This is a genomic window from Pantoea folii, from assembly GCF_056678875.1.
Genome location: NZ_JBWXON010000007.1, coordinates 36,080 through 59,587 on the forward strand (window position 1 = coordinate 36,080; position 23,508 = coordinate 59,587).

At 57.4% G+C, this 23,508-nt stretch carries 14 protein-coding genes; 5 read left to right on the forward strand and 9 right to left on the reverse strand.

The features are described from left to right. The first annotated feature begins 89 nt into the window (after positions 1-89). Genes bcsR through bcsC form a run of 5 tightly spaced genes read left to right on the forward strand, consistent with a single transcriptional unit; the run spans position 90 to position 9,406 of the window. Complete coding sequence (bcsR, locus tag AC1MDE_RS10200) at positions 90-284, forward strand: cellulose biosynthesis protein BcsR (protein WP_034827811.1); 195 nt, start codon at positions 90-92, stop codon at positions 282-284. After that, complete coding sequence (gene bcsQ, locus AC1MDE_RS10205; RefSeq protein ID WP_058960387.1) at positions 284-1,015, forward strand: cellulose biosynthesis protein BcsQ; 732 nt, start codon at positions 284-286, stop codon at positions 1,013-1,015. Before bcsR ends, bcsQ (AC1MDE_RS10205) begins: the two co-directional genes overlap by 1 nt. Continuing rightward, positions 1,012-3,627, forward strand: a complete 2,616-nt coding sequence (gene bcsA / locus AC1MDE_RS10210) for a UDP-forming cellulose synthase catalytic subunit (RefSeq protein WP_479414823.1) — start codon at positions 1,012-1,014, stop codon at positions 3,625-3,627. The genes bcsQ (AC1MDE_RS10205) and bcsA (AC1MDE_RS10210) overlap by 4 nt, the downstream gene beginning before the upstream one ends. Before the next feature lie 9 nt (positions 3,628-3,636). Continuing rightward, positions 3,637-5,940 (forward strand): cellulose biosynthesis cyclic di-GMP-binding regulatory protein BcsB, encoded by a 2,304-nt coding sequence (gene bcsB, locus AC1MDE_RS10215; protein ID WP_480344531.1) that lies wholly within the window; start codon positions 3,637-3,639, stop codon positions 5,938-5,940. After that, on the forward strand, positions 5,933-9,406 hold the full coding sequence (gene bcsC, locus AC1MDE_RS10220; protein ID WP_479414825.1) for a cellulose synthase complex outer membrane protein BcsC: 3,474 nt from the start codon (positions 5,933-5,935) through the stop codon (positions 9,404-9,406). Before bcsB (AC1MDE_RS10215) ends, bcsC begins: the two co-directional genes overlap by 8 nt. 106 nt (positions 9,407-9,512) lie before the next feature. Here the strand turns inward: bcsC and AC1MDE_RS10225 are convergent, their stop codons facing one another. The 9 genes from AC1MDE_RS10225 to dppD form a co-directional block, all read right to left on the reverse strand. After that, the gene (locus AC1MDE_RS10225; protein WP_480344532.1) at positions 9,513-10,517 is read right to left on the reverse strand and encodes a family 8 glycosyl hydrolase; all 1,005 of its coding nucleotides are present in this window, start codon (positions 10,515-10,517) and stop codon (positions 9,513-9,515) included. Positions 10,518-10,526: 9 nt separating this feature from the next. Then, entirely contained in the window at positions 10,527-10,973 is a 447-nt protein-coding gene (gene bcsD / locus AC1MDE_RS10230) for a cellulose biosynthesis protein BcsD (RefSeq protein WP_479401285.1), read from the reverse strand. Then, positions 10,974-14,777, reverse strand: a complete 3,804-nt coding sequence (locus tag AC1MDE_RS10235; RefSeq protein ID WP_479397912.1) for a cellulose biosynthesis protein BcsC — start codon at positions 14,775-14,777, stop codon at positions 10,974-10,976. A gap of 11 nt (positions 14,778-14,788) precedes the next feature. Further along, entirely contained in the window at positions 14,789-17,332 is a 2,544-nt protein-coding gene (gene bcsB / locus AC1MDE_RS10240) for a cellulose biosynthesis cyclic di-GMP-binding regulatory protein BcsB (RefSeq protein ID WP_480344533.1), read from the reverse strand. Further along, positions 17,329-19,434, reverse strand: a complete 2,106-nt coding sequence (gene bcsA / locus AC1MDE_RS10245; RefSeq protein WP_058960394.1) for a UDP-forming cellulose synthase catalytic subunit — start codon at positions 19,432-19,434, stop codon at positions 17,329-17,331. Before bcsA (AC1MDE_RS10245) ends, bcsB (AC1MDE_RS10240) begins: the two co-directional genes overlap by 4 nt. Positions 19,435-19,496: 62 nt before the next feature. Next, positions 19,497-20,297 (reverse strand): cellulose biosynthesis protein BcsQ, encoded by an 801-nt coding sequence (gene bcsQ / locus AC1MDE_RS10250; protein ID WP_479397911.1) that lies wholly within the window; start codon positions 20,295-20,297, stop codon positions 19,497-19,499. Beyond that, positions 20,288-21,043, reverse strand: coding sequence for a cellulose biosynthesis protein BcsO (gene bcsO / locus AC1MDE_RS10255; RefSeq protein ID WP_479397910.1), 756 nt, complete (start codon positions 21,041-21,043; stop codon positions 20,288-20,290). The genes bcsQ (AC1MDE_RS10250) and bcsO overlap by 10 nt, the downstream gene beginning before the upstream one ends. Positions 21,044-21,519: 476 nt before the next feature. After that, positions 21,520-22,527: a dipeptide ABC transporter ATP-binding subunit DppF gene (gene dppF / locus AC1MDE_RS10260; RefSeq protein WP_479397909.1), complete on the reverse strand. Its 1,008-nt coding sequence runs from the start codon at positions 22,525-22,527 to the stop codon at positions 21,520-21,522. Beyond that, positions 22,517-23,503 carry a dipeptide ABC transporter ATP-binding protein gene (gene dppD, locus AC1MDE_RS10265; RefSeq protein WP_038643846.1) on the reverse strand — a complete coding sequence of 329 codons (987 nt, stop codon included), beginning with the start codon at positions 23,501-23,503 and terminating at the stop codon, positions 22,517-22,519. Before dppD ends, dppF begins: the two co-directional genes overlap by 11 nt. Between the last annotated feature and the right edge of the window lie 5 nt (positions 23,504-23,508).

Sequence of the window (23,508 nt, forward strand, 5' to 3'; positions counted from 1 at the left end):
TTACATAGTCTGCGCATTTTTCCGGGTTTAAACTTTACAAAAAATAGAACCACAATTCATCCATTGCTGTTTTTTGGTGGCAAAAAGTAATGAAAACAGAGAATGCCTTTTCGCTGATCGCGTCTACCACTGAAGATCAGGATGACATTAATACCCTGAGCGAAGCCTTTTCCCTTAAGGCATTTCGTTACATTGATATTGCCCGCGAAGAGCGACTGAATAGTCTGCTGACGCGCTGGCCGCTGCTGCGTGAATTATCCGCCGACCAGGAGCCTGAGCGCTAATGCCGGTCATTGCCTTACAAGGTTTGCGCGGCGGTTGTGGCGCAACATCACTCAGTGCGGCACTTGGCTGGGCGCTCAATGCTTTACAGGAGTCGGTGCTGGTCATCGACTTTTCTGATTCGAATCAACTGGCTGCCCATTTTAACTTGCCGCTCAATCACACCCAAGGCTGGGTTCCTGCGCTGCTGGAACAGCAGCCGTGGCAGCAGTGCGCGCAGCGCTATCAAACCGGTTTGGATTTCCTGCCGTTTGGCGCATTAACCTCTCAGCAGTGCTTAAGTCTGCAAAACGCCGACACCTCGTTCGCCACGCCGTTACTGAAGGCGTTGCCGGCCCTGAAATCACACTATCGCTGGGTGATCCTCGACCTTCCAGCGGATCTGCTGCCGTGGCAACGATCCTTCGCCCTCCACGCCGATCGCCTGCTGCAGGTGCTATCGCTGGATGCTAACTGCCAGTTGCGGTTGCACCATCCGCGTTTTTTGCCGCACACGCTGTTTCTGATCAATCAATTCAATGCCAACAGCCAGCTGCAACAGGATCTGCATCAGCTGTGGCTGCGCACGCTGAAGAATCTGATTCCGCAGGTGATTCACCGCGATGAAGCACTGGCAGAAGCCTTAATGATGAAACAACCGGTGGGTGAATATCGTCCTCATGCGCTGGCGAGCGAAGAAATCAATACGCTGGCGAACTGGCTATTGCTGAACGTTGCGGGCGGTGCGGCGTGAATCCGTTGCGCTGGCTGCTGGTACCTCAGGCCTGGCAGGCGCTGCAAAGCCGTGCCCGCGTGGCGCGCCAGCACGGCGCGGGCCGCTTAACCGTGATGTTGCATCTGCTATGGTGCGTGCTCGCCTGGTCGCTGCTGCGGCTGGAAATGCCCGGCTGGCAGCGCTTGCTGCAACAGCGTCAGCGATACTATCCGCAAATCTCGCCGCTACGTCCACGCCCGTTAGACGTTGTGCGTTACGCCATGCAGAGCTTGTGGCTGATGCTGGTGTTACCGCTCGACAACAGCGCGCGCAGCGAGCGTAAACGGTTTAACGCGTTTGGCCCCCTGTTCCGCTGGCGTCAGCAGTTTTATCAGTGGCTGGGAGCGCTTCCCGCGCACATAGCGAAAACGGGCATTCATCTGCGTACCGAACAGCAGTTGCAGAAACTACCACCGCGTGTACGCCAGCTGCTGTTTATTGTCGCGGCGATTGTCGCCAGCCTGCTGGCGCTGTTGTGTATTTCACAGCCATTTGGCATCACCACGCAATTTGTCTTTGTACTGCTGCTGTGGGGCCTGGCGATGATGGTGCGCCGGGTGCCGGGCCGCCTCTCTACTATCATGCTGATTGTGCTGTCACTCACCATTTCCTGTCGTTATTTGTGGTGGCGCTACACTGAAACCCTGAACTGGGACGATCCGCTGAGTCTGACATTCGGTCTGCTGCTGATTGGCGCTGAAACCTACTCATGGACGGTGCTGGTACTGGGCTATTTCCAGACGCTGTGGCCACTCAATCGCCAGCCGGTCTCCATGCCACCCGAGATCACTTCCTGGCCCAGCGTCGATATCCTGGTGCCCACCTACAACGAACCGCTGAGCGTGGTGAAACCAACCATTTATGCCGCGATGGGCATCGACTGGCCGCAGGACAAGCTCAACATCTATATCCTTGATGACGGTACGCGCGAGGAGTTTCGCGAGTTTGCCGCCAGCGTTGGGGTGAATTACGTGGTGCGCCCCAGCCACGAGCACGCCAAAGCGGGCAACATCAACCATGCCTTGAAAGTGGCCTGCCGCAGCGATTACGTGGCGATTTTTGACTGTGACCACGTACCGACGCGCTCATTCCTGCAGATGACCATGGGCTGGTTCCTGAAGGATCACCGCCTTGCGATGCTGCAAACGCCGCACCACTTCTTCTCGCCCGATCCGTTCGAGCGTAACCTTGGTCGCTTCCGCCAGACACCCAATGAAGGCTCGCTGTTTTACGGCCTGGTGCAGGACGGTAACGATACCTGGGATGCGGCGTTCTTCTGCGGCTCTTGCGCCGTGTTGCGCCGCGCCGCGCTGGATGAGATTGGCGGCATAGCGGTGGAAACCGTAACCGAAGATGCGCACACCTCGCTGCGTCTGCATCGTCAGGGTTACACTTCCGCCTATATCCGTATTCCACAGGCGGCGGGCCTCGCCACCGAGAGTTTGTCCGCACACATCGGCCAGCGTATTCGCTGGGCGCGCGGCATGGTGCAGATTTTCCGCCTCGACAATCCGATGATGGGCAAGGGCCTAAAGCTGGTACAGCGGCTGTGCTACGCCAACGCCATGTTGCACTTCCTCGCCGGGATTCCACGTCTGATCTTCCTGCTGGCACCGCTGGCGTTTCTGCTATGCCACGCCTACATCATCTACGCGCCGGCGCTGGCGATTGCAATCTATGTACTGCCACACATGGTGCACACCAGCCTGACCAACTCCCGTATTCAGGGACGCTGGCGTCACTCGTTCTGGAGTGAAGTGTATGAAACCGTGCTGGCGTGGTACATCGCGCGTCCCACCACCGTCGCGCTGTTCAACCCGCACAAAGGCAAGTTCAACGTCACCGCAAAAGGTGGCCTGGTCGAAGAGCGCCACCTCGATTGGGTGATCACCAAGCCCTACATGATGCTGGTGCTGCTGAATATCGCGGGCATCGGCATGGCGTTCTGGCGCATGGCGTATGGCCCGGCTAACGAGTTACTCACCATCTGGGTCAGCCTGGTGTGGGTGGTGTACAACATGATTATTCTCGGCGGTGCCGTAGCCGTTTCGGTGGAAGCGCGCCAGATTCGTGAAGCACATCGCGTGGAGATCGCCATGCCCGCCGCCATTGCACGTGAAGATGGCCATATGGTGCCGTGCACCCTGCGCGACTATTCAGATGGCGGGGTTGGCGTCGAACTGCGTGAAGCCGATGCGTTAAAAGAGGATGAGCCGGTGTGGCTGCTGCTGCGCCGTGGCCAGCAGGAGTTCAGCTTCCCGTGCCAGGTTCAGCGTGTATTTGGCCGTCGCGCGGGGATTCGCCTGCATCAGCTCACCACCCGCCAGCATATTGAATTTATCCAGTGTACCTTCGCCCGCGCCGACACCTGGGCGCTGTGGCAGGACGGCTTCCCGGAAGATAAACCGGTGCAGAGTCTGGCCGATATTATGGTGCTGGGTTTCAAAGGTTACCTGCGTCTGGCGGAGTATGGCCCTGCCCCGCTGCGCCGTCTTTTCCGTGCACTGACTTCCCTGGTGAGCTGGCTGGCAACACTGCTGCCGCAGGGCATTAGCCGCGCACCTGCGGCAATCAAAACCGATTTTTCATAAGTTGATGATATGACCATGACGAGAAAACTGAGCTGGTTTACTGCCCTGCTGCTGGGCACTGCAACGCTGGCACAGGCCGCACCGCAGCCTTCTGCCCCTGAAGCACCGCGCGCCAGCGCACAGATACCGCTGCCGGTCGTCAGCCAGCCGCTGAATGCCAATGCCCCGCTGCGCGACAGCCAACTGCTGTTTAATCAGGTCGCGCCGCCGCCGGGCAGCATGACGCTGCGCGGCACCGAGCCTACCAGCCAGATCGAGTTCGGCGTGCGCAGTGATGAAGTGGTGACACGCGCCATGCTGACGCTCAGCTATCGCCCTTCACCGGCGCTGATTCCGACGCTGTCGCAGCTCAAGGTCTATCTCAACGATGAGCTGGTGGGACTGGTCACCGTGACCGCCGATCAGCTGGGCAAAGAAAATCAAACTCAGTTGCCGATCGATCCGCGCTTTATCGGTGACTTTAACCGCGTGCGCCTCGAACTGGTGGGCCATTACGCCAACGTGTGTGAAAACCCGGCCAACAGCACCATCTGGATGGATATCGGTAAAGAGAGCAAACTCGACCTGACGCTGCAAAAGCTGCCGTTGAAGAACGACCTGTCGCACTTCCCGGAACCGTTCTTTGATGCCCGCGACAGCCGCCCACTGCAATTGCCGATGGTGTTCAGCAATCAGCCTAACCTGCTGCAGCAGCGTGCCGCAGGGATTCTGGCTTCGTGGTTCGGCAGCAAAGCACAGTGGCGTGGTCAATCCTTCCCGGTCCTGTATAACCAGTTACCAAAAGAACAGCATGCGGTGGTGTTTGCCACCAACGATCATCGCCCGGACTTCCTGAAAGATCTGCCATCGGTGGAGAAACCCACGGTGGAAATGGTGAGCCAGCCGGACAATCCCTACGAAAAAATGCTGCTGATTCTCGGCCGCGATGACAACGATTTGCTGACCGCCGTCGAAGGTATTGCGCAAGGCGAACTGCTGCTGCGCGGGGATACCTCAACCATCGACAGTGTAAAAATGCTGGCACCGCGTCATGCCTATGATGCGCCAAACTGGGTGCGCACCGATCGCCGCACCACGTTTGCCGAGCTGACGCAGTATCAGAACCAGCTACAGGCCGATGGTTTGCAGCCGAACCCGATCAGTCTGACGCTGAACCTGCCACCGGACCTGTTTCTGGTGCGTGCGCGCGGCATCGACATGGATCTGATTTACCGCTACACCTCGCCGATCCAGCAAGATGGCTCGCGCCTGGCGGTGCATCTGAACAATCAGTTCATGCAGGATTACCCGCTGACGCCGAAAGACACGGCAGGCCAGCAGATCATGCGCATTCCGCTGATGCAAGGCCTGCAGGACAGCAACCGCCAGTTGACCATCCCGGCGCTGCGCCTCGGCGTGGTCAACCAACTGCGCTTCAGCTTTGATTACGCCAACACCTTTATCGGTGGCACCGCCGACGGCCGTTGCGAAACCGTCACCGCCGTCGGTCATCACGTGGTGATCGATGACAACTCCAGCATCGATTTCTCCGGCTATCGCCACTACATCGAGATGCCGTCGCTGGGTGCGTACGCCAACGCCGGTTTCCCTTACAGCCGCTATGCCGATCTGGCGCAGACGCTGGTGTTAGTGCAGCCAAAACCTGCTAATGGTGAAGTCAGCACCATGTTGAACGCGCTGGGCTCCATCGGTGCCCAGACCGGTTATCCGGCGCTGCGCGTGCAGATGAGTGATGACTGGAACCAGGCGAAAGATAAAGACGCCGATCTGCTGATGATCGGCGGTATTCCGCAGGATTTGCAGGATGACAAGAAGATCAATCTGCTGGCGGATGCGGCGCGTAGCTGGATCAACATGCCAGCACGCCCGATCACCGCGCAGAACGTACCGGTGTCCGCCAGCGACCGTGCGGTAGAGAGCCAGACCGGTATCCGCTCACGCGGCCCAATGGGGGCCATCGTCGGCTTCCAGTCGCCGTTTAACGATCAGCGCAGCGTGGTTGCGCTGCTGGCTGACAGCCCGCGCGGTTGGGATCTGCTGAATAACGCCCTGCTCGATAGCGGCAAGCGCGCTGCCGTGTTCGGTTCTGCCACCGTTGTGCGAGAATCGGGCGTCACCAGCGTGCGCGTCGGCGATACCTACTTCGTCGGCCATCTTCCATGGTGGGAGCGCCTGTGGAATCTGCTGGCAACGCATCCGGTGTGGCTGGCGATTTGTGCCGTGGTGGTGGTGATACTGTTTGCTCTGATGGCATGGCGCTTGATGCGCATGGTGAGCCGTCGCCGCCTGGCCGAGCTGGAAGATGATGAATAAACTGCCACTCGGGCTGCTGATTGCCAGTATCCTGGCGGGCTCCGGCATCGCTGCCGAGGGCCCGCAGGTGTCACCGGTGGCCTGGCTGCTGATGCAGATTCGCACCGGTGAATCCACCAACAAGTATGATCTGGTGCAGCAGTCGCTTTATCGCCTGGAAAAAATCGACCCTGATAATCCGCAGGTGCTGGCAGCGCAAATTCGCATGGCACTGCGTCAGGGCGATCAGGCAAAAGCGCAGACGCTGCTGGATGAACTGAAGAAAGTCGCGCCGAATGACGTGGCGACGCGTGAATCCGAAACCGGCCTGCGTCTGATGAGCGCTGAAGGGCGCCAGCAACTGCAGCAGGCACGTTTGCTGGCCACCGCAGGTCGCGTTGAAGAAGCGAAAACGGCCTGGGATGCCTTGTTCCACGGCGTGTTCCCGGATGTGAATACTGAACTGGAATACTGGCGACTGGTGGCACGTTTACCCGGTCAGCAGCCCACCGCTTATCGCCAGTTGCAGGCGCTGGAAGCGCGTTATCCCGGCAATATCGGGGTTGAACTGCAGCTGGCGCGCATGGCGTTTGATAACAATCAGCCAGGCGAGGCGCTGGTGCAGCTGCGTCGTCTGGCCAATCGTGACGGCGGGCGTGATGCCGCCTCCGAACTCTGGCTGCAGCAGATTCAAAATCAGCCGGTGTCAGACAGCACGGTTGCCAGTCTGAAGCAGTATCTGCAGGTATTCACTTCCGGTGATGCGCAACAGCGCGGCGAGGAAGAACTGGCCCGACAGCAGAAGCTGCTGGCCGATCCCGCTTATCGTCAACGCATGCGCGGGCTGGCGCTGGTCGATGCTGGTGGAGGCGCAGGTGCCATCGCGTCACTCAGCGCCGCGCTGAAAGCCAACCCGAATGATGCCGAACTGATGGGCGCGATGGGCCAGGCGCAGGCGCGTGCCAACAACCGCGCAGCAGCAATAAGCTGGCTGCAGAAAGCGATTCAGGCCGGACAGGCCAGCACCCAGATTGGCAAGTGGCAATCACTATTGCAAACCAACCGCTACTGGCTGGCAATTAACAACGGTGACGACGCGCTAAAAAAAGGCGATGTGGCCGGTGCGGAACGCCAGTATCGCAGTGCGCAGGCCATTGATAACCGTGACAGCTGGGCGCTGATTGGCCTCGGTGATGTCGCCCAGGCACGGAAAAATGACGCGCAGGCTGAGCAATACTGGCAGCAGGCGCTGCGCCTCGATCGCAGCAATACTACCGCCGTGCGCCGACTGGCCGCGCTGTATCAGCAGCAATCACCTGTTCGCGCGATGGCGTTTATCAATGCCCTGCCCGCCGCTCAACAGCGGTCGCTGGCGGAGACGCTGCGTTCACTGCGCAGCGACAGCCTGCGGGCTGAAGCCGATGCGCTGGCGCAGCAAGGTCAATGGCATCAGGCGGTGGTGAAATATCGCCAGGCCGCGCAGGACAATCCCAACGATATCTGGCTCTCGTATCGTTTAGCCGGTGCGCTACGCAGCAGCGGCGAAGAAGCACAAGGCGCTCAGGTGATGGACGCCATGGTGCGCCAACACGCGCAGGAACCCGCCGCGCTCTATGCCTGGGCGCTGTGGCTCTCGTCCGGCGATCAGGATGATGCGGCACTGGCGGCACTGCATCGCCTGCCGGAAACCCGTTGGGACAGCAATATGCACGAGCTGGCGGACCGCTTAACGCAGGATAAAGTCTACGCCCGTGCCAGTGAGCTGCGCGCCAACGGCAATGAATCTGCCGCGCTGGCACTGTTGCAACAGCAGCCGGCCTCGACGCGACGTGATATCACCCTGGCGGATTGGGCTCTGGAACGCGGCGACGCGAAATCGGCGCTGGCGAGTTACCAACACATACTGCAGCAGGATACAACCAACAATGATGCAGCACTGGGCCGTATCGAAGCACTCATCGCCCTGAAGCGCAAAGACGAAGCACGCACAGCGCTGCAGGCTTTACCCGCCAGCGTGGCGCAGCAAAATATCAACAGCGGTCGCCGCGTGGCGCTGGCATGGCAAAACAGCGGCGATACGGCGCATGCGCAGCAGCTGTTCAATGATTTAAAAACCCGTGCTGCCAAAGAAGCGCCATCGCAAAGCAAAGCGCTGGTGTATCGCGATGCGGCACGTCTGGAAACTCTGCAGCAACAGCCGGATGCGGCGCAGCAGGACTATCGTCTGGCAATGACGGCCAGCGGCATCAGCGCCGACGCACCGCAGGATAATGACAGCTACACCCGTTTGACGCGTAACGATGCCAGTGATGACTGGTTGAAGCGCGGCATTCGCAGCGATGCCGCCGATCTCTATCGTCAGCGGGACACCACCTTCACGCTTGAACAGGATTATTCGCGCGATAAAGGCACCGGCGGTATCTCCGATTTCACCGCGCACACCACCATGATGCAGGCGGAGACACCGCTGGCCGACGGGCGCAGCTTTTTACGCGTCGATCATGTTCTGGTATCAGCGGGCACTTTCTCTACCAGCAATGGCAGCCACAGCGAACGCTTTGGTAGCTGTAATGATGATAACTCCGGTGGCTGTAGCCGCGACTTTATCCAGCATGATGAAGGCACGGCGATAGGCGTTGGTTGGCATAACGATCGCTGGTCTGGCGATATCGGCACCACACCGCTCGGCTTTGAAGTCACTAACTGGGTGGGCGGTCTGAGCTGGAAAACCGACTTGGAAGATATTGGCGTGACGTTCACCGCTTCACGCCGCCCCATCTCCAGCTCGCTGCTGGCCTATGCCGGTGCACGCGATCCGGCGGCCAACGGCGGTAAAACCTGGGGCGGCGTAGTGGCAACCGGTGGTTCGGTGGGGCTGAGTTACGATCAGGGCGGTGCGAATGGCGTATGGGCCGATATCAGCGCCCACCAAATTACCGGGGAAAATGTCGCAGACAACAGCCGTGAACGCCTGATGGCAGGCTATTACTACAAGTTGATCAACGAAGATAATCGCCGTGCCACCGTCGGACTGAACAGCATGCTGTGGCATTACCAAAAAGACCTTAGCGACTACACCTTCGGCCAGGGGGGCTATTACAGTCCGCAGCAGTATTTCTCGCTGGCGGTGCCGGTCACTTATCGCCAGCGCACCGAGAACTGGTCGTTTGATCTGGGCGGCTCGGTCTCCTGGTCACAATCGCAAACCGACGGTCAGCAGCGTTATCCGGTCAATCCTGGCTTTACGCTGGCTTCCAACCCGACCTCCGACAGCAGCTCCGGCAACGGTTTTGGTTACACCCTGCAAGCAGTGGTAGAACGACGCATCACGCCGCACTGGTCAGTCGGTCTCGCGATGGATATTCAGCAAGCCAAGGATTACACCCCGAGTCACGGCTTGATCTACATGCGTTATTCAATGGGCGGCTGGAATGGCGATATGGATATGCCACCACAACCGCTTGAGCCGTATGCGGACTTCAAATAAAAAAGCCGCACTTCGCTGATGAAGTGCGGCCCTTTCAATTGCGTAGTACGTAGCGCTGCTACAAAAATCGCGCTATGAGCTGACAACGCGATGTATCGCGAAATATTTAACGCTTTTCCTGATACGCCAGCCAGGTCAGTAACTGCAAGCTGGCGGAGAAGTAGTTCTGATCCGGCGCTAAACGATCGCTAAGATAACCGGTTTGATTCAGGGTCAGATCGCGAATCGCCAGCAAGCCGCCGTCCAGATTGTATGGAGCAGGGGTGTTGGCGAGCACATCAAACCAGGCCGGTGTCGTCTGGCGACCATAGCCCTGCCAGACGCGCTGGAACGGCACCAGACGCAGGCTTTGCGGGTCATACCACCAGATATTGAGCGGAATACGAATCGCATCGTAGCTAAAGCGATTGGAGTAACCCACTGCCGGTGCCACTGAACCATCGGCATTCAGCGCCACCCAATCGAGCGGCAGACCGGTTTTGCCAAAGTGCATATCACCGAGGAGTTCCATGCCGTCATCGATCAGGTTATTCCATACGCGCAAATGGCTGCGCTCAGCAAACTCCTGCCAGGCGGCAAACAGGAAATAAGAGGGATTCAGCACGACATAGCTGTTTTTATTGAAGCCCTGTGCGCCTGGCAACATCACCGTGTGGCCGCCAAACGTGATCACGTTTTGTTTGACGATGGCGCGCTGAATACGATCAGAAGTTGACTGATAATCACCGCCCCACTTTTGGCCTGCGCGCTGCAGTGCCCACGCAATCAGCACATCGCCATCAGAGGCATTATTCTTGTCGGCAATCGGGTCTGAAGCACCCGGCGTGTAACGCCAGTAGAACAGATCGTTTTGCGGATTACGCAGATGGGTGCGCGTCCATTTCCACAGCAGATCAAACGTGGTGCGGTCGTCATTCGCGACGGCCAGCAGCATGCCATAGCCCTGACCTTCGGTATGACTCACATTATTGTTGGCCGTATCACTGATACGACCATCGCTGCTCATAAAGCGGCCTTTGAAAGTGCTCCAGCCATCTGCAGCGGCCTGAGCATTAAAAAACATCACCATGAAACACAGCATCCATTGACGCCAGAAGCGCATGACTCTCATCAAACAATCCTATTGATATCGGTAATGCAGCGTGTTGCTGTCATTCTTCTCAAAAGTGACCGGCACCGCAGCGCTGCCGCCTTGTGCCTGCAGCCACTGTGAATAAACACCCGCCAGCACGGCACTCATCGCCAGTTGCCAGCGCTCGGCATCCACATTGCTGTCGCCTTTTGGTAACGCGTGGTGCTGAATCAAAATGGCATTTTCCTGTGGCTGCAACTGGGCAAATCCCCAGTTGAAGCGCGCCAGTTGCAGATTCATCTCGCGTTCCAGATCCTGCACGGTGCGCGCTTCCGCTAAAGGATAGCGCGCTGCCAGCGATGCGCCCACATTGTTGAGGAAGCCTTCGGCTTCCTCGCCCGCGTTGTCCAGCATCCCTTCAATCATCACGCTGACCAGATCAAACCAACCCGGCTGATGCGGATGGCTGACGCGCGCGGTTGCCTGCTCACTCATTTAGTTGTCTCCGAACAGATAACGGAAGTACAGATTCGCTGTGCTCTCGTTGTAATCGCCAAAGGTGTCGTAGCCTAATTGCCCACCCACAGTGACATCTTTGTTGATCTTGTAATCCGCACCGGCGTGCAAGTTGTAGCCAATACCGTTCTTGCTCTCGCCGCTGTAGTAAGCGCTTTTCACGTAACCCTGATCGGCCAGACTCTGCATTTGTGCCTGGTAAGTCGGATCGTTCGGGAAGTAAGCGCTCTTATCCTGGCTGTAGGATTGATAACCCACCGAACCGCCCACGTTCACTTTCAGATCGTCGAACTTGCGGGAGAACTCAATCGGGAACGAGACCGATGCATAGTTCTGCGGGCTGAAGTAACCGCCCTGACCGTAGCTGAAGTAACTCAGGTTTTTCGAGTAATCCATCCACGACAGGCTCATGCCCACCTTCAGCTCGCGATCGTCGTAGTGGAACGGACGCACATACGCACCGGCAGTCGCCTGCACACTGTTGTTACTCGCCACGTTTTCACCGATGTAGCTGTAAGCGCCGCCGCCGAGATAGAAACCGGCATCGCCGTTATCGTAGCTCAGCAACGCATTACCGCCGTTTTTGGTCACGCGACCCCAGCGCTTACCGCTGGTTTTATCTTCCACGCCCACATAGGAGAGCAGGCTGTCGGTCATCGCACGACGTTCACCGGTGAGGATCAGCGTCAGGAAGTCAGTGAGTTTCGGTGACCACTGCACGCCCCCCACCAGGGTACTCAAATCCTGTCCCAGTGGCGTACTGCCGAGGTCGATTTTGTAGCTATCGCCTTTCAATGCCAGGTTCAGCTCAACACCGGTGGCTTTCTGCGAATCAGTGGATGAAGACGGGACATCGTCAATTTTGGCATCGCCAGACGCCACCACATTACCCTGCACCAGGGCATTGGTGCCGAAACGACGCCACGCGTCGCCCGCCGCACTGCCCGCCGTGAGCGAGACAGGTGTCATAGTAAAGTCAAAGCGCGATTCGCCAAACGGGACGGTGGAGAAAGTCAGTGGCGCTTTGGCTTCGGTCAGTTTGCTCAGACCCGATTCGCCGTCACGACCACGTACCTGCATGCCACCCTGAATCCAGGTGCCGGTTTTCTCTTGCAGATCGTCCATCATACTGTCGATCTGGCGCAGCGTCTGGCTCTGCTGGATTGCCGGTGTATTGCTGGCCAGCGTGGTCCCCGTTGCGCTGCTGGTGACATCCGGTGCCGATTGCCATGGCATCACCGCGCCATAAGCAGACGGAGAACGCCCCACCGGCGAAGTACCACGGTTGATGAACGGGTTATCCGCCAATGCCAGACCACCCACGCTTGGCGTATCACCGTTGGTGGCACCCTGCAGACCAATCAACTGCCCGCGCGCGCTGCGCAGATAGCTCATGGCCTGGCTGTGATTGCCGTTGGCTTCAGCCACGCGCGCCAGTAACAGCTGGCGATCCGGTGACTGCTCATTGTTCAGGCCGCGTGTCAGGGTATTGGCTTTATTGACGTCATTATTCGCCAGTGCCACGTTGATGGCACCGGTACGCGCATCTTGCGTTGGCGTATCCTGGGTCATCAGGTAGTCATACACCACACCCGCTTCTTTGTTCATCTTGCCGGACTGATACAGTCGCGCCATGGCGAACATCAGATCGCGGTTCTGTGGATCGTGCTGCAGTGCGCCCACCAGCTTGTCGTAAGCCGCGGCGTACTGCTTCTGCTCACGCAGACGATCCACTTCGTTGATCACGTAACCGTTGCGAATACCCGCCAGCTGCGTTGGTGTACTGCGCGCCTGCAACTCCGGGCTGCTGAGGAAGCTCTGCGCTTCGGTATTCAGACCCGCCTGGTTGAGCACCGCAACCTGTGCAGCGTAATCACCGGCATTCCCCTGAATGCCGCGCTGCATATTGCTGCGCACCACAGAGACAGCGGTGGTGAGATCGCCCGCTTTCGCCAGCTTCTGTGCCAGGTTACCGGCATCCACCGGGTTGGACGGAGGTGACGAGGCCAGCGCACGCAGGGTATTCGCCGCTGCAGCATTCGAGCCCTGCGCCAGATACTGATCGGCGGTGGTCATCTGCAGGTTGAAGTTCACACGCTGCGCCAGCTCGCGCATATCGCTGCTCTTGCTGCCGTTCGGTATGCGTGACAGCAGTAAACTCGCCTGCTGCCAGGCACCGCTCTCGCTGGCGTTCAATGCGCCAGCATACAGCTCTGCCGTGCTGGCGCCGCTGCGCATCGACGGCTGCATGATATTGGCGGCCATCATATTATCACCCTGTGCGCGATAAATACGCGCCAGGTCGAGGCGTAACCAGCCATCATTCGGGAAGCGCTGAATACCGCTGTTCAAGGTGGCTATCGCGGCGCTGTTGTTGCCCGCCGCCAGCTCACGCTTAGCCTGCGCACGAATCGGATCGGTGCTGCTGCCGCGCGGGGCCACGCTCTGGCGCACGCTATCCGGCAGAGAAGCCAGCAGCGTGTTGGCTTCGGCACTGCGGTTCTGCTGACGCAGCACGTAGAACAGGCCTTCTTTGGCGTTACGGTTGTTCGGATCGGCTTGCAGGATAGAGCGATAAGTTTGTTCTGCCTGGTCGAGTTGATTGCTGCGACGCTGCACGTCCGCGCGGAACAGCTTAGCTGAAACGCCTTTCTCGCCATCGGCCTGCGCCAGGGGTTCACTCAAGGCTAATGCCTGCGCGCTGTCACCGTTTTTCAGCGCCTGCTGCGCGGTCGCCAGTTGAGCATAGAAGCGCGCATCGGCTGCCTGCTTCTGGCGCGTCTCGCTCTGATCGCCGCCCATCTGTGCCGCGCGCGTCAGATAATCAGCCGCTTCGGCATAGCGCCCGGCACGCTGAGCCACATAGCCCATACCCGCCAGTGCATCGGCATCCTGCGGGTTCGCCTGCAGCACTTTCTCAAAGTTGTTCTGCGCGTTGCTGACGTCACCACTGTTCAGTGCGGTAAAGCCAGCACCCTTCTCAGCGCCGCCAACATTTTTACGGTAGTAATCCATCACCGCATTGTCTTGCGGATGACGCTGCTGCCAGGTTTGGTACAGCGAGGCATCGGACGCCTGCGGGCCGAGCCACAGCAGCGCCTGACGCAGTGAACGGTCGGCGTCTTTATTGCCATCCGCCAGCGTGCCCAGCAGATCAATACCCTGACGACGGGTCGATTCCTGATAGGTCAGTGCCTTGCCCAGCGCCAGCTTCGCGCCGGTATCCTGTGGATGATCGGCCGCGAATTGACGCAGCGCTTCGACTGCCTGCGGCAGCAGGGCCCGGTCACCGGCCATGGTCAGGTAATATTCGGCCGCCACGCTCGGTGGTGGCTCATTACCGTTAAAAGTATTGCGCCAGGTCTGCAACGAAGCCGCGATATTGCCGCTGCGCGCTTGCTGGCGCGCTAACGACAGCTGCGCCTGTGGGATGGTTTGCAGCTGACGCGCATTATCCAGCTCGGTGAGGTGCGGATCGTTTGGCGATGCGGCACTCAGTCGCGCGCGCCACTGCGCCGCTTCCGCGCTGCTGCCGCTTTGCTGGGAATAGAGCGCCAGCAAATAAAGCGCCTGAGTGTTGTTGGGTTCCACCATCAACACTTTTTGCAGCGAAGATTTGGCCAAATCGTCATGCGCTTTCTGATGCCAGTAAGCCGCCTGATCAAACAACGCTTGTAACGCAGGATTGGTGCTCTCCGCCGCCAGCAGCGGCTGAGAGAACGCCAGTGCCCCACCCAGAATCAGGGCATGACGAATACCGGCACTCAACAGATTTTTTTTCATTGTTTTTATCCTTACTTCTTGCCGGACTTGCTATCAGCTTTCGGGTTGAGGCGTCGCCATGCATGACGCTTCAGCATCGCCCATGCGCTACCGCCGACCAGCGTTGCCAGCAACAGAGCGGCCAGCGCCATCAGCACCGAGTGCTGGTTGGCATACCACACCACCATCATGTACCACGGCATTTCGCCACTCGGGAACTGTGGGCCGACGCGGAAACTGCGAATACCGTTTTCATCAGTGATGATGGCGGTATCGCCACGAATGCCCGCGTTAATGCGCGCCGAGTTGAGATCTTCATGCAAACGCAGCAGCTGTTGATCGCTGGTTGCCACCGTCATCACCACCAGGCGATCGGCATTCCACGGCGAGCGGTAGCTGACAAAGCCACGCCACGCTTCGTTGGAGGAGAAGTAACGATCGGCATCCAGCTGCTGAAGGTTCCAGTCGCCGGTCAGCCAGCCACGCAGCTTGTCCCAGGTCGTCGGATCTTTCACGCCCAACGTATTACCGCTGGTCTGATAAGGCGTGTTAGCCAGCATCTGCTGATTGAATTCACTGTTCTGTGTGGTGCTCACCGCCAGCAGATCACTGCCCTGCAGGCGTGTCAGGTTAGTGCCACCATTTGGCAAACCAAACAGCACCTGGTTCTGCACCAGCGGTACACCGGTCGCGTTACCCGCACGTGAAGACATATCCAGCAGCGTGGAGATCTCTGCATCGGTCGGTTTTTCTGGCAGCAGCAAGGTGGTCTGCGAGAAGTCCGCCAGACGCGAGAACGGGAATGATGCGCCAACGAAGTACGACAGGTTCGGCAGCATGGTGAAGTGACGCGTGTGGCTCAGATCGATCCACGAATCATCTTCGATGCGGCTCTTGATGTTGTTGTTGAGCAACACACCACATGGCGCGTCCGCTTTCGGTTTGATGTTGAAGTACAGCGCCAGCTGGTTATCACCGTAAATCAGATACGGCTCCAGCTTCAGGGTGTAGTGCTCCTGACGGGCGTCGCCGCCCAGACGATGCCAGGCGCTCTCCAGCAAGCCGACTTTGTTTACGGTCAGGTTGCGCAGGAAGGTGCCGTTAAGCATCACGTTGAGAAACGATTTGTTCTCATCAATCCAGCTTTCCGACGGGAAGCGGTAGTGCAGCTCGACCGGAATAGTGTCGCCATCCCACATGAACAAATCAGGTGCCGCGCGGAAGTTCACGCTCAGCGCATCATGCCAGATGCCGGTGGTGGTCAGACTCTGATCTTTACGCAGCAGCTCGCTCAACCGCACCGGACGAGTGGTATTGATCCAGCGCGGCGCGTCATACGGCTTACGCAGGCCAATCGGCTGCGGCTGCACGTTCAGGCTGCTGGCATCGGTCGCCAGCGGTTGCGTGGTCAAACGGTTTGCCGCCTGACGCAGCTGAGCATCATCCGCACCGACAACTAACAGCAGTTTGTAAACCGGGTTGTTCGGGTTATCAATCACCTGCAACAGCGGACCGTTGGTGGCGGGTAAAGTCACAGAACCGATCTTCTCACCGGGATGGCCAATCAAAATGCCGTTGTGCTCAGGCAGATCGCCACGCACCACCGGGAAACGAATGCCGCGATAGTCCGATTGAATACCCATCCATGATGCCACTAACGCCGCCGCGCTGATGCTGTCCGGCGTGGCGTTGGCGGCAAAGCCAAAGGTCACGCTGGCTGGCGTCATACGCTGCGCATCCATAAACGGACGCGGGAAGTTGCGCAGGCTGGTGCCGATATTCAACTGCTGGCCTTCGAGGCTCAGCGTGGTTTTAGGCAGAATCGACACCTGATACTGCTGTGCACTCTCTTTTTCGCACAGCAGTTTGTCGGCATCGTTAATTTTGAAGCTGAGGTTGTTGCTTGAGACCACCATTGCCGCTGGGATATCCAGCTGATAGTCGCTGACATCGCTGTCACTCGAACCCAATGGCAAGGTACCCAGCGGCTGACCATTCAGCATCAGCTGCAATGAGGTGTTGCGCGCCGCCAGTGCCGCTGAAACGCGCAGCGACAGATTCAGACGCGCGTTGGTGATCACTTCATCGCTCGGCAGAGTAAACACGATACCGGATTGCAGCTGACCACCGGTCAGGGTGATACCCTGCGGCTGACCCATCTGCGCCACGGAAATGGTGCTGCTGACGGGCTGGTTGAGCATTGCAGAAGCGGAAGCCACGGGCGCGGCCATTGGGGCCGCAGGTGCGGCATCCGGCAGCACCATCTCTGGTGCAGGCGTGGTAGCAGGCAACTGCGTATCGGGTGCTGACGTATACGGGGAGTTGGCTGCAGGCATATCAGCCGCAGCCGGGGCAGTATTTTCAGTTGCTGGTGCATTTTCAGTGGGCGCATAAGGTGTTGCACCCGCCGCCTGCTGCAACTGGGCATCCGCTTCACTCTGGATGCCTTGCGGTGGCGGCACGTTGGACAAGGCCGAACTATCCTGCGTTACCGCAGGGGTTTCTGCCCAGGCCGGGGCGAGCATCAGCGCTGTCGCCAGCGAGCTTGCCAGCAACGTTTGCGTCAAATTCTTCATACTGCGCTGTCCTCTTTCACTGCCGACTGGTTGTCACGCTTATGCTTCTCACGGCGATCTTTCCAGGTCAGCCAGAACAGCTCAAATACGGTACGAATAATGGTGCCCAGCGATACCAGCGGGTTGTCCTGCTTATACTCGGGCTGGATCCACGCATCGGCGCGCGCCAGTACCACACGCACCAGCTCACGACGACGCGATAGCGGCATATCACCAAAGCGCAGACGAATGGTCTCTTCATCGCCGGAGATTTTGCTCACCGGAATAGTGATGGCACCGGATTTCAGCAGCAGATCAATCTCTTCAATTTCATCATGCTCATGACGGTTGTCCGGTGCATCCAGTTGCGCGCCGCCCATCGACAGGTCGCTGGTTTGGGTGCGTGATGAGATACCGCTGGCGTAGTGAATCACCGCCGGAATCTGCACTTCGATACGAATGGTTTTACGCACCTGTTTGGTTTCGCGCGCCACGGCAATCGCCGCCATCAGGATGATCAGGCTGAACACCGCCCAGCCGACGTTGAGGGCGATAACATAGGGATCAACACCGAAGTAATCATGTGCCGTTGCACGCACCACACCCGCGACGATACCAATGGTCAGCAGTACCGCGACAATCACATGGGGGCGGACGATGTGGAAATCGAAGAAGCCCTGGTCCAGCAGGCCCCCCTTATCCGTTACGTTAAATTTACCGCGCTTTGGTGCCAGCATGGTCAGCAACGTCGGGATCACGAGGTGGAAGCACATCACGGTTTCGTAGATTTCACCCCAGAAGGTGTAACGGAACTTGCCGTTCATGCGGGAGTTGACGTACAGCGACATCACCAGATGCGGCAATACGTAGGCGAAGATCAGCGACGCCGACGAGTGAATAATGTTCAGGTTAAACAGCAGGTACGCCAGCGGCGCGGTCAGGAATGCCACGCGCGGCAGACCGAACTGGAAGTGCAGCATGGCGTTGAGGTAGCAGAGACGCTGCTGCCATTTCAGACCGCGGCCAAACAGCGGATTATCCACACGGAAGATCTGCGTCATGCCACGCGCCCAGCGGTTACGCTGAACCACGTGCAGACCGAGACGCTCGGTGGCCAGACCCGCAGCCAGCGGAATCGCCAGGAAGGCAGACCCCCAACCCAGGCGCTGCATTTTTAATGCGGTGTGCGCATCTTCGGTCACGGTTTCCACCGCAAATCCACCAATCTCTTCCAGCGCGCTACGGCGAATCACCGCACAGGAACCGCAGAAGAAGGTGGCGTTCCAGTTGTCGTTACCCTGCTGAACCGGGCCGTAGAACAGCGCGCCTTCGTTCGGAATGGTACGCGCTGCACGCAGATTACGTTCAAACGGGTCCGGCGAGTAGAAGTAGTGTGGCGTCTGTAACAGCGCCAGCTTGGGATCGTTCAGGAACGGACCCACAGTCGCCTGCAGGAAAGTACGGGTGGCCACGTGGTCACAGTCAAAGATGCAGATCAGCTCACCCTTGGTGATTTTCATCGCATGGTTGAGGTTACCGGCTTTCGCATGACTGTTGTCGTCACGGGTGATATAGCCCACCCCTACATCGGCGGCAAAAACCGCAAACTCGCTGCGCTTGCCGTCATCCAGCAGATAGACCTTGAGCTTGTCACGCGGATAATCAATGCACTGCGCCGCCAGCACGGTATCACGCACTACGTCGAGGCTTTCGTTATAGGTCGGGACATAGACGTCAACGGTAGGCCACAGGCTGGTATCGTCCGGCAACGGTTCAATGGTGCGTTTTAATGGCCAGGTGGTCTGCAGGAAGCCGAGAATCAGAATCAGCCAGACATACAGTTCGGCCAGATATAAGCCGATGCCGAGAATCGCTTCAATTTCGGAATTAAACTGCAGCGTCTCCGTGGTGCGCCACCAGATATATCGGGTCGACATCAGCGCAGAAAGGATAACCATGATGACGGTTATTTTGCGGCTTTTGCTGAAGCCCAGTAAAAACATCATCCCGATGCTGATTAAGCCAAAAATATATTGTTTTTGGCTGTCCATAGGCGTGATGACGATTACCGCAGCCACAGGTGCAAGCACCAGCAGCAGCAGGTAAAACCCGAGTTTACTCATGATTCACCCTAAAGAAGCTGTGTTGTTATTATTGCTAATACCGCCAGGCAAATGCCTGGCGATTAATAATGGCTGCGGATAGGTGCCTGAACTTCACCGTTACCCACGGTAATATTCAGGATATTGGCTACGCGCTTCGCCACCAGTTCGACATCAAAGGCTGCGGCTGATGCCGGGCTGAAATCATAAACTGATTGTTGTGAAGCATTGGCTTCCGCGACGCTTTCATCACGGTGCACAACGCCTAATAAATTTTCGCCCAAACGCTGCTGCATAAAGCCGGTGACTTCGCGGCTAATATTGCGGCGATTGTCACTTTGGTTAAGTACGAAATAATGACCACGCTTATTGTTAAGTGGCTGACCAATCATGCGGTCATTTTCAATTTGTGGCAGTAAAGAGACCGAGGCGGTATCTGCCAGCATCACCACTAAATGCATATCGGCTAAAGCCTGCATTGCTTTAAGCGCGGGACCCGGGCCTGGCGGGAAATCGGCAATAATCACCAGCCCCGGATAATTCAGCACCGTATCCAGTCCACGACGCAGGAAATGCGGGTCTTTGATCAGATTCTCTTCAAAACGCTCACGCTGCTGTTCGGTGACATCGCCATAAGGCATGACGAAAATATTACCGCCGGTGGTGAGGATGGATTGGCTCCAGTCCGCCTGCTCTTCTGAGCGCGCGACAAAACCGCGGCCATCGTGCAGTGGCACACCAAAATGCAGGCGCAGTGCGTTCTGGACATCGAAATCGATTGCCAACACCTTGCTGCCAGCGCGAGCCAGACTCCATGCAAGGTTGGCCGCCATAGTGGTTTTCCCTACTCCCCCTTTTGGCGAGCACACACAAACTAACGGCATAGCGCAATCTTCTCCAGTAACGGTTTCAATGGTGTTTCTTTAGAAATATTAGCAGGTTCCGCAGGTCGTGAGCGGAACAGTGAACCAAAGCGGGACGGTGCAGCAGCTGGGCGCGCCGGTTCTGCCGGTGCGGCGAACGTTGGCGCAGGTGCAGGACGCGCTGGCTCAGCCGTTACGGCAAACGTTGGAACCGGTGCAGGACGTGCTGGCTCAGCCTGGCGCGCTGCTTCAACGGGTGCAGCAAAGGCAGCTGCCGCCGCCGGAGCGGGTGCGACTGCGGCCGCCGGTTTAGCGGGTGCCGGTGGGAACAGTGAGGTGGTCGCCTGACGCTCAACATGGGTGGCTTTCGGCGCCTGGGTCAATACAGAAGGTGCCGGCTTAGCCGCCGGAGCAGGCGGGAACAGCGATGAAACACCGGTCGGCGAGGTCGCTGGCGCAGATTCAACCGGTGCAGTGGCTGCCAGGCTATCAAGAATCGAACCGCGTGGGGTGCTCGCCACAGGCGCAACCACTGCAGGGGCAGCCTGAACTGGCGCGGTAAACTCATCGCCACGAATCGGTTGTGGCTGTGGCAGGTCAATACGCTGACCACTGCCTAATTCAGGCTCATTATCTGTCGCCAATTGGCGAATGATCGCCCACTGGCTGTGATCCGCTTCCTGCGATTGCCCAGACATATCCTTAAAAGCGATATCAAGCGTTTTGGTTTTTTCTTTAAAACGCTGCAGATCGTCGTAATTCTTCATGATCAGAGCCTGTAAAAGCGGGAGGGAAATTTTCGCGAATATATCACACACATTAAAATAGAGTGAGAGAATTCTGATTACAAAAACGGCGTATTCAACAAAAGACTTTTATCAATATGATTGAAATTCTGGCAATGCAAAAAGCGTGCAGATATTTAAGGCCCGAGATTTATTAATATCGATTAACTGAAATAATAACGACAAAAACATTCACCTAAGCTACTGATATGAAGCAGAAGTGCTTCAAGTTGCGGATTTAACAGGTGCGTGATTATGCTCACATAATCCTGACGCTATTCAGAATTTGTCTTAACGATTTAACCCCTAATCAGGACCAATCAATTACTGATGCACTGGAGTAATACATTTCCAGGCGCTTCTGGCAGAAACATTTCTCTTGTTAGCATCCCTGAAGTATAACGCAGGAAAAAATAAAGGCTCCCGCAGGAGCCTTTATTCATTTTTGGCGTTGTTAATTACACGCCCACTGGCTGATTCTCGTCCTCATCCACCGCGAAACAGGCAATTTGCTGCTCGCCATATTGCTTAAGTTTGGGTTGCAACTGGACGCAGGTACCAAAGCGGCGGCGGCAGCGTGCGTTAAACGCACAGCCCGGTGGCGGATTGAGTGGACTTGGCAGTTCGCCGGTCAATTTAATCCTTTCACGACGCTCATCTGGATTCAAACGTGGCGTGGCTGACAACAAGGCCTGCGTATAAGGATGACGCGGATTGCTGAAAATGGCCTCTTTACTGCCGCGCTCAACGCAACGACCTAAATACATCACCATCACTTCGTCTGCGATATGCTCCACCACCGACAAATCATGAGAAATGAACACATAGGACAAACCCAAATCCTGCTGCAAATCCATCATCAGGTTCAGCACCTGCGCACGCACGGAAACATCGAGCGCAGAAACCGGTTCATCGGCGATCAGCACGTCCGGATCGAGCATCAGCCCACGCGCGATGGCGATACGCTGACGCTGGCCACCGGAAAACATATGCGGATAGCGATCGTAATGCTCGGTTTTCAGGCCCACCTTCGCCATCATCTCCAGCGTTTTCTCGCGACGTTCCGCTTTAGTCAGAGAGGTGTTAATCACCAGCGGTTCTTCGAGAATCTGGCTGATTTTTTTGCGCGGATTAAGCGAGCCGTACGGGTTCTGGAACACGATCTGGATTTTCTGACGACGCAGTTTTTGCGCCTGTGGATCGTGTTTCAGCAAATCCTGACCATGCCAGTAAAGCTGGCCTTCGGTCGGTGTTTCAATCATGGTCAGCAAGCGTCCAAGTGTGGATTTTCCACAGCCCGACTCACCGACCACTGCCAGCGTTTTGCCGCGTTCAAGGTTGAACGAGACGCCATCCAGTGCTTTCACCAGGCGCTCCTGGCCAAACAGCCCTTTCTTCACCGGGTAGTGTTTTTTCAGGTCGATCGCCTGCAGCAGGTAATCCTGCTGAGTATTATCAAGACTCATAAGTCGGTCTCCCGGCATCATCCAGTGGGAAATGGCATTTAGACTGGCGACCCGGAATGTCACGCAGTTCAGGTTCTTCACGACGGCAGCGTTCGGTCACATACGGACAGCGTGGATTGAGCAGACAGCCGGTTGGACGATCATATTTGCCCGGCACCACACCCGGCAGCGAAGCCAGACGCGCTTTATCTGCGGCAAACTCCGGCAGCGCGCGCAGCAATGCCTGGGTGTACGGATGACGCGGGGCTTTAAAGATGTCTACCGCTTTACCGCTCTCCACGACCTGGCCGGCGTACATCACGATGATGTGCTGCGCGGCTTCTGCCACCAGCGCCAAATCGTGGGTAATCAGGATCAGCGCCATGTTCTCCTGCTTTTGCAACTCCAGCAGCAGTTCGATGATTTGCGCCTGAATGGTCACATCCAGCGCCGTCGTTGGTTCATCGGCAATCAGCAGCTTGGGTTTGCAGGCAATCGCCATGGCGATCATCACGCGCTGGCTCATACCGCCTGACAGCTGATGCGGATAAACATCCAGACGTGACGCCGGATCGGGAATACCGACCTGATCCAGCAGGTCGATAGCACGCTGACGGCGCGTGCTTTTACTGCCGCCCTGATGCACCTTCAGCGCTTCCATGATCTGGAAGCCTACGGTGTAGCACGGGTTGAGGCTGGTCATTGGGTCCTGGAAGATCATCGCCACTTCGGCGCCCACCAACTGGCGGCGCTCTTTTTCAGAGATCTTCTGCAAGTCGCGCTGGTTGAACTCCAGCTTTTCCGCCATCACACGACCGGGATAATCAATCAGGCCCATAATCGCCAGCGAGCTTACCGACTTACCGGAGCCGGATTCACCCACAATCCCCACCACCTGGCCTTGTTCAACCTGGTAGCTGATACGGTCTACTGCACGGAACGGTGTTTTTTCGTCGCCGAAGTGCACCGACAGTTTTTCTACATTTAATAGTGCCATCTCGG

What these genes read in the sequence shown, in the direction of transcription:
- bcsQ (WP_479397911.1), bottom strand. Translation starts at nt 20,297, where the DNA reads ATGCCGTTAGTTTGTGTGTGCTCGCCAAAAGGGGGAGTAGGGAAAACC.
- AC1MDE_RS10235 (WP_479397912.1), bottom strand. Translation starts at nt 14,777, where the DNA reads ATGAAAAAAAATCTGTTGAGTGCCGGTATTCGTCATGCCCTGATTCTG.
- bcsD (WP_479401285.1), bottom strand. Translation starts at nt 10,973, where the DNA reads ATGAGTGAGCAGGCAACCGCGCGCGTCAGCCATCCGCATCAGCCGGGT.
- bcsC (WP_479414825.1), top strand. Translation starts at nt 5,933, where the DNA reads ATGAATAAACTGCCACTCGGGCTGCTGATTGCCAGTATCCTGGCGGGC.
- bcsA (WP_058960394.1), bottom strand. Translation starts at nt 19,434, where the DNA reads ATGAGTAAACTCGGGTTTTACCTGCTGCTGCTGGTGCTTGCACCTGTG.
- bcsQ (WP_058960387.1), top strand. Translation starts at nt 284, where the DNA reads ATGCCGGTCATTGCCTTACAAGGTTTGCGCGGCGGTTGTGGCGCAACA.
- bcsB (WP_480344531.1), top strand. Translation starts at nt 3,637, where the DNA reads ATGACCATGACGAGAAAACTGAGCTGGTTTACTGCCCTGCTGCTGGGC.
- AC1MDE_RS10225 (WP_480344532.1), bottom strand. Translation starts at nt 10,517, where the DNA reads ATGAGAGTCATGCGCTTCTGGCGTCAATGGATGCTGTGTTTCATGGTG.
- bcsB (WP_480344533.1), bottom strand. Translation starts at nt 17,332, where the DNA reads ATGAAGAATTTGACGCAAACGTTGCTGGCAAGCTCGCTGGCGACAGCG.
- dppF (WP_479397909.1), bottom strand. Translation starts at nt 22,527, where the DNA reads ATGAGTCTTGATAATACTCAGCAGGATTACCTGCTGCAGGCGATCGAC.
- bcsO (WP_479397910.1), bottom strand. Translation starts at nt 21,043, where the DNA reads ATGAAGAATTACGACGATCTGCAGCGTTTTAAAGAAAAAACCAAAACG.
- dppD (WP_038643846.1), bottom strand. Translation starts at nt 23,503, where the DNA reads ATGGCACTATTAAATGTAGAAAAACTGTCGGTGCACTTCGGCGACGAA.
- bcsR (WP_034827811.1), top strand. Translation starts at nt 90, where the DNA reads ATGAAAACAGAGAATGCCTTTTCGCTGATCGCGTCTACCACTGAAGAT.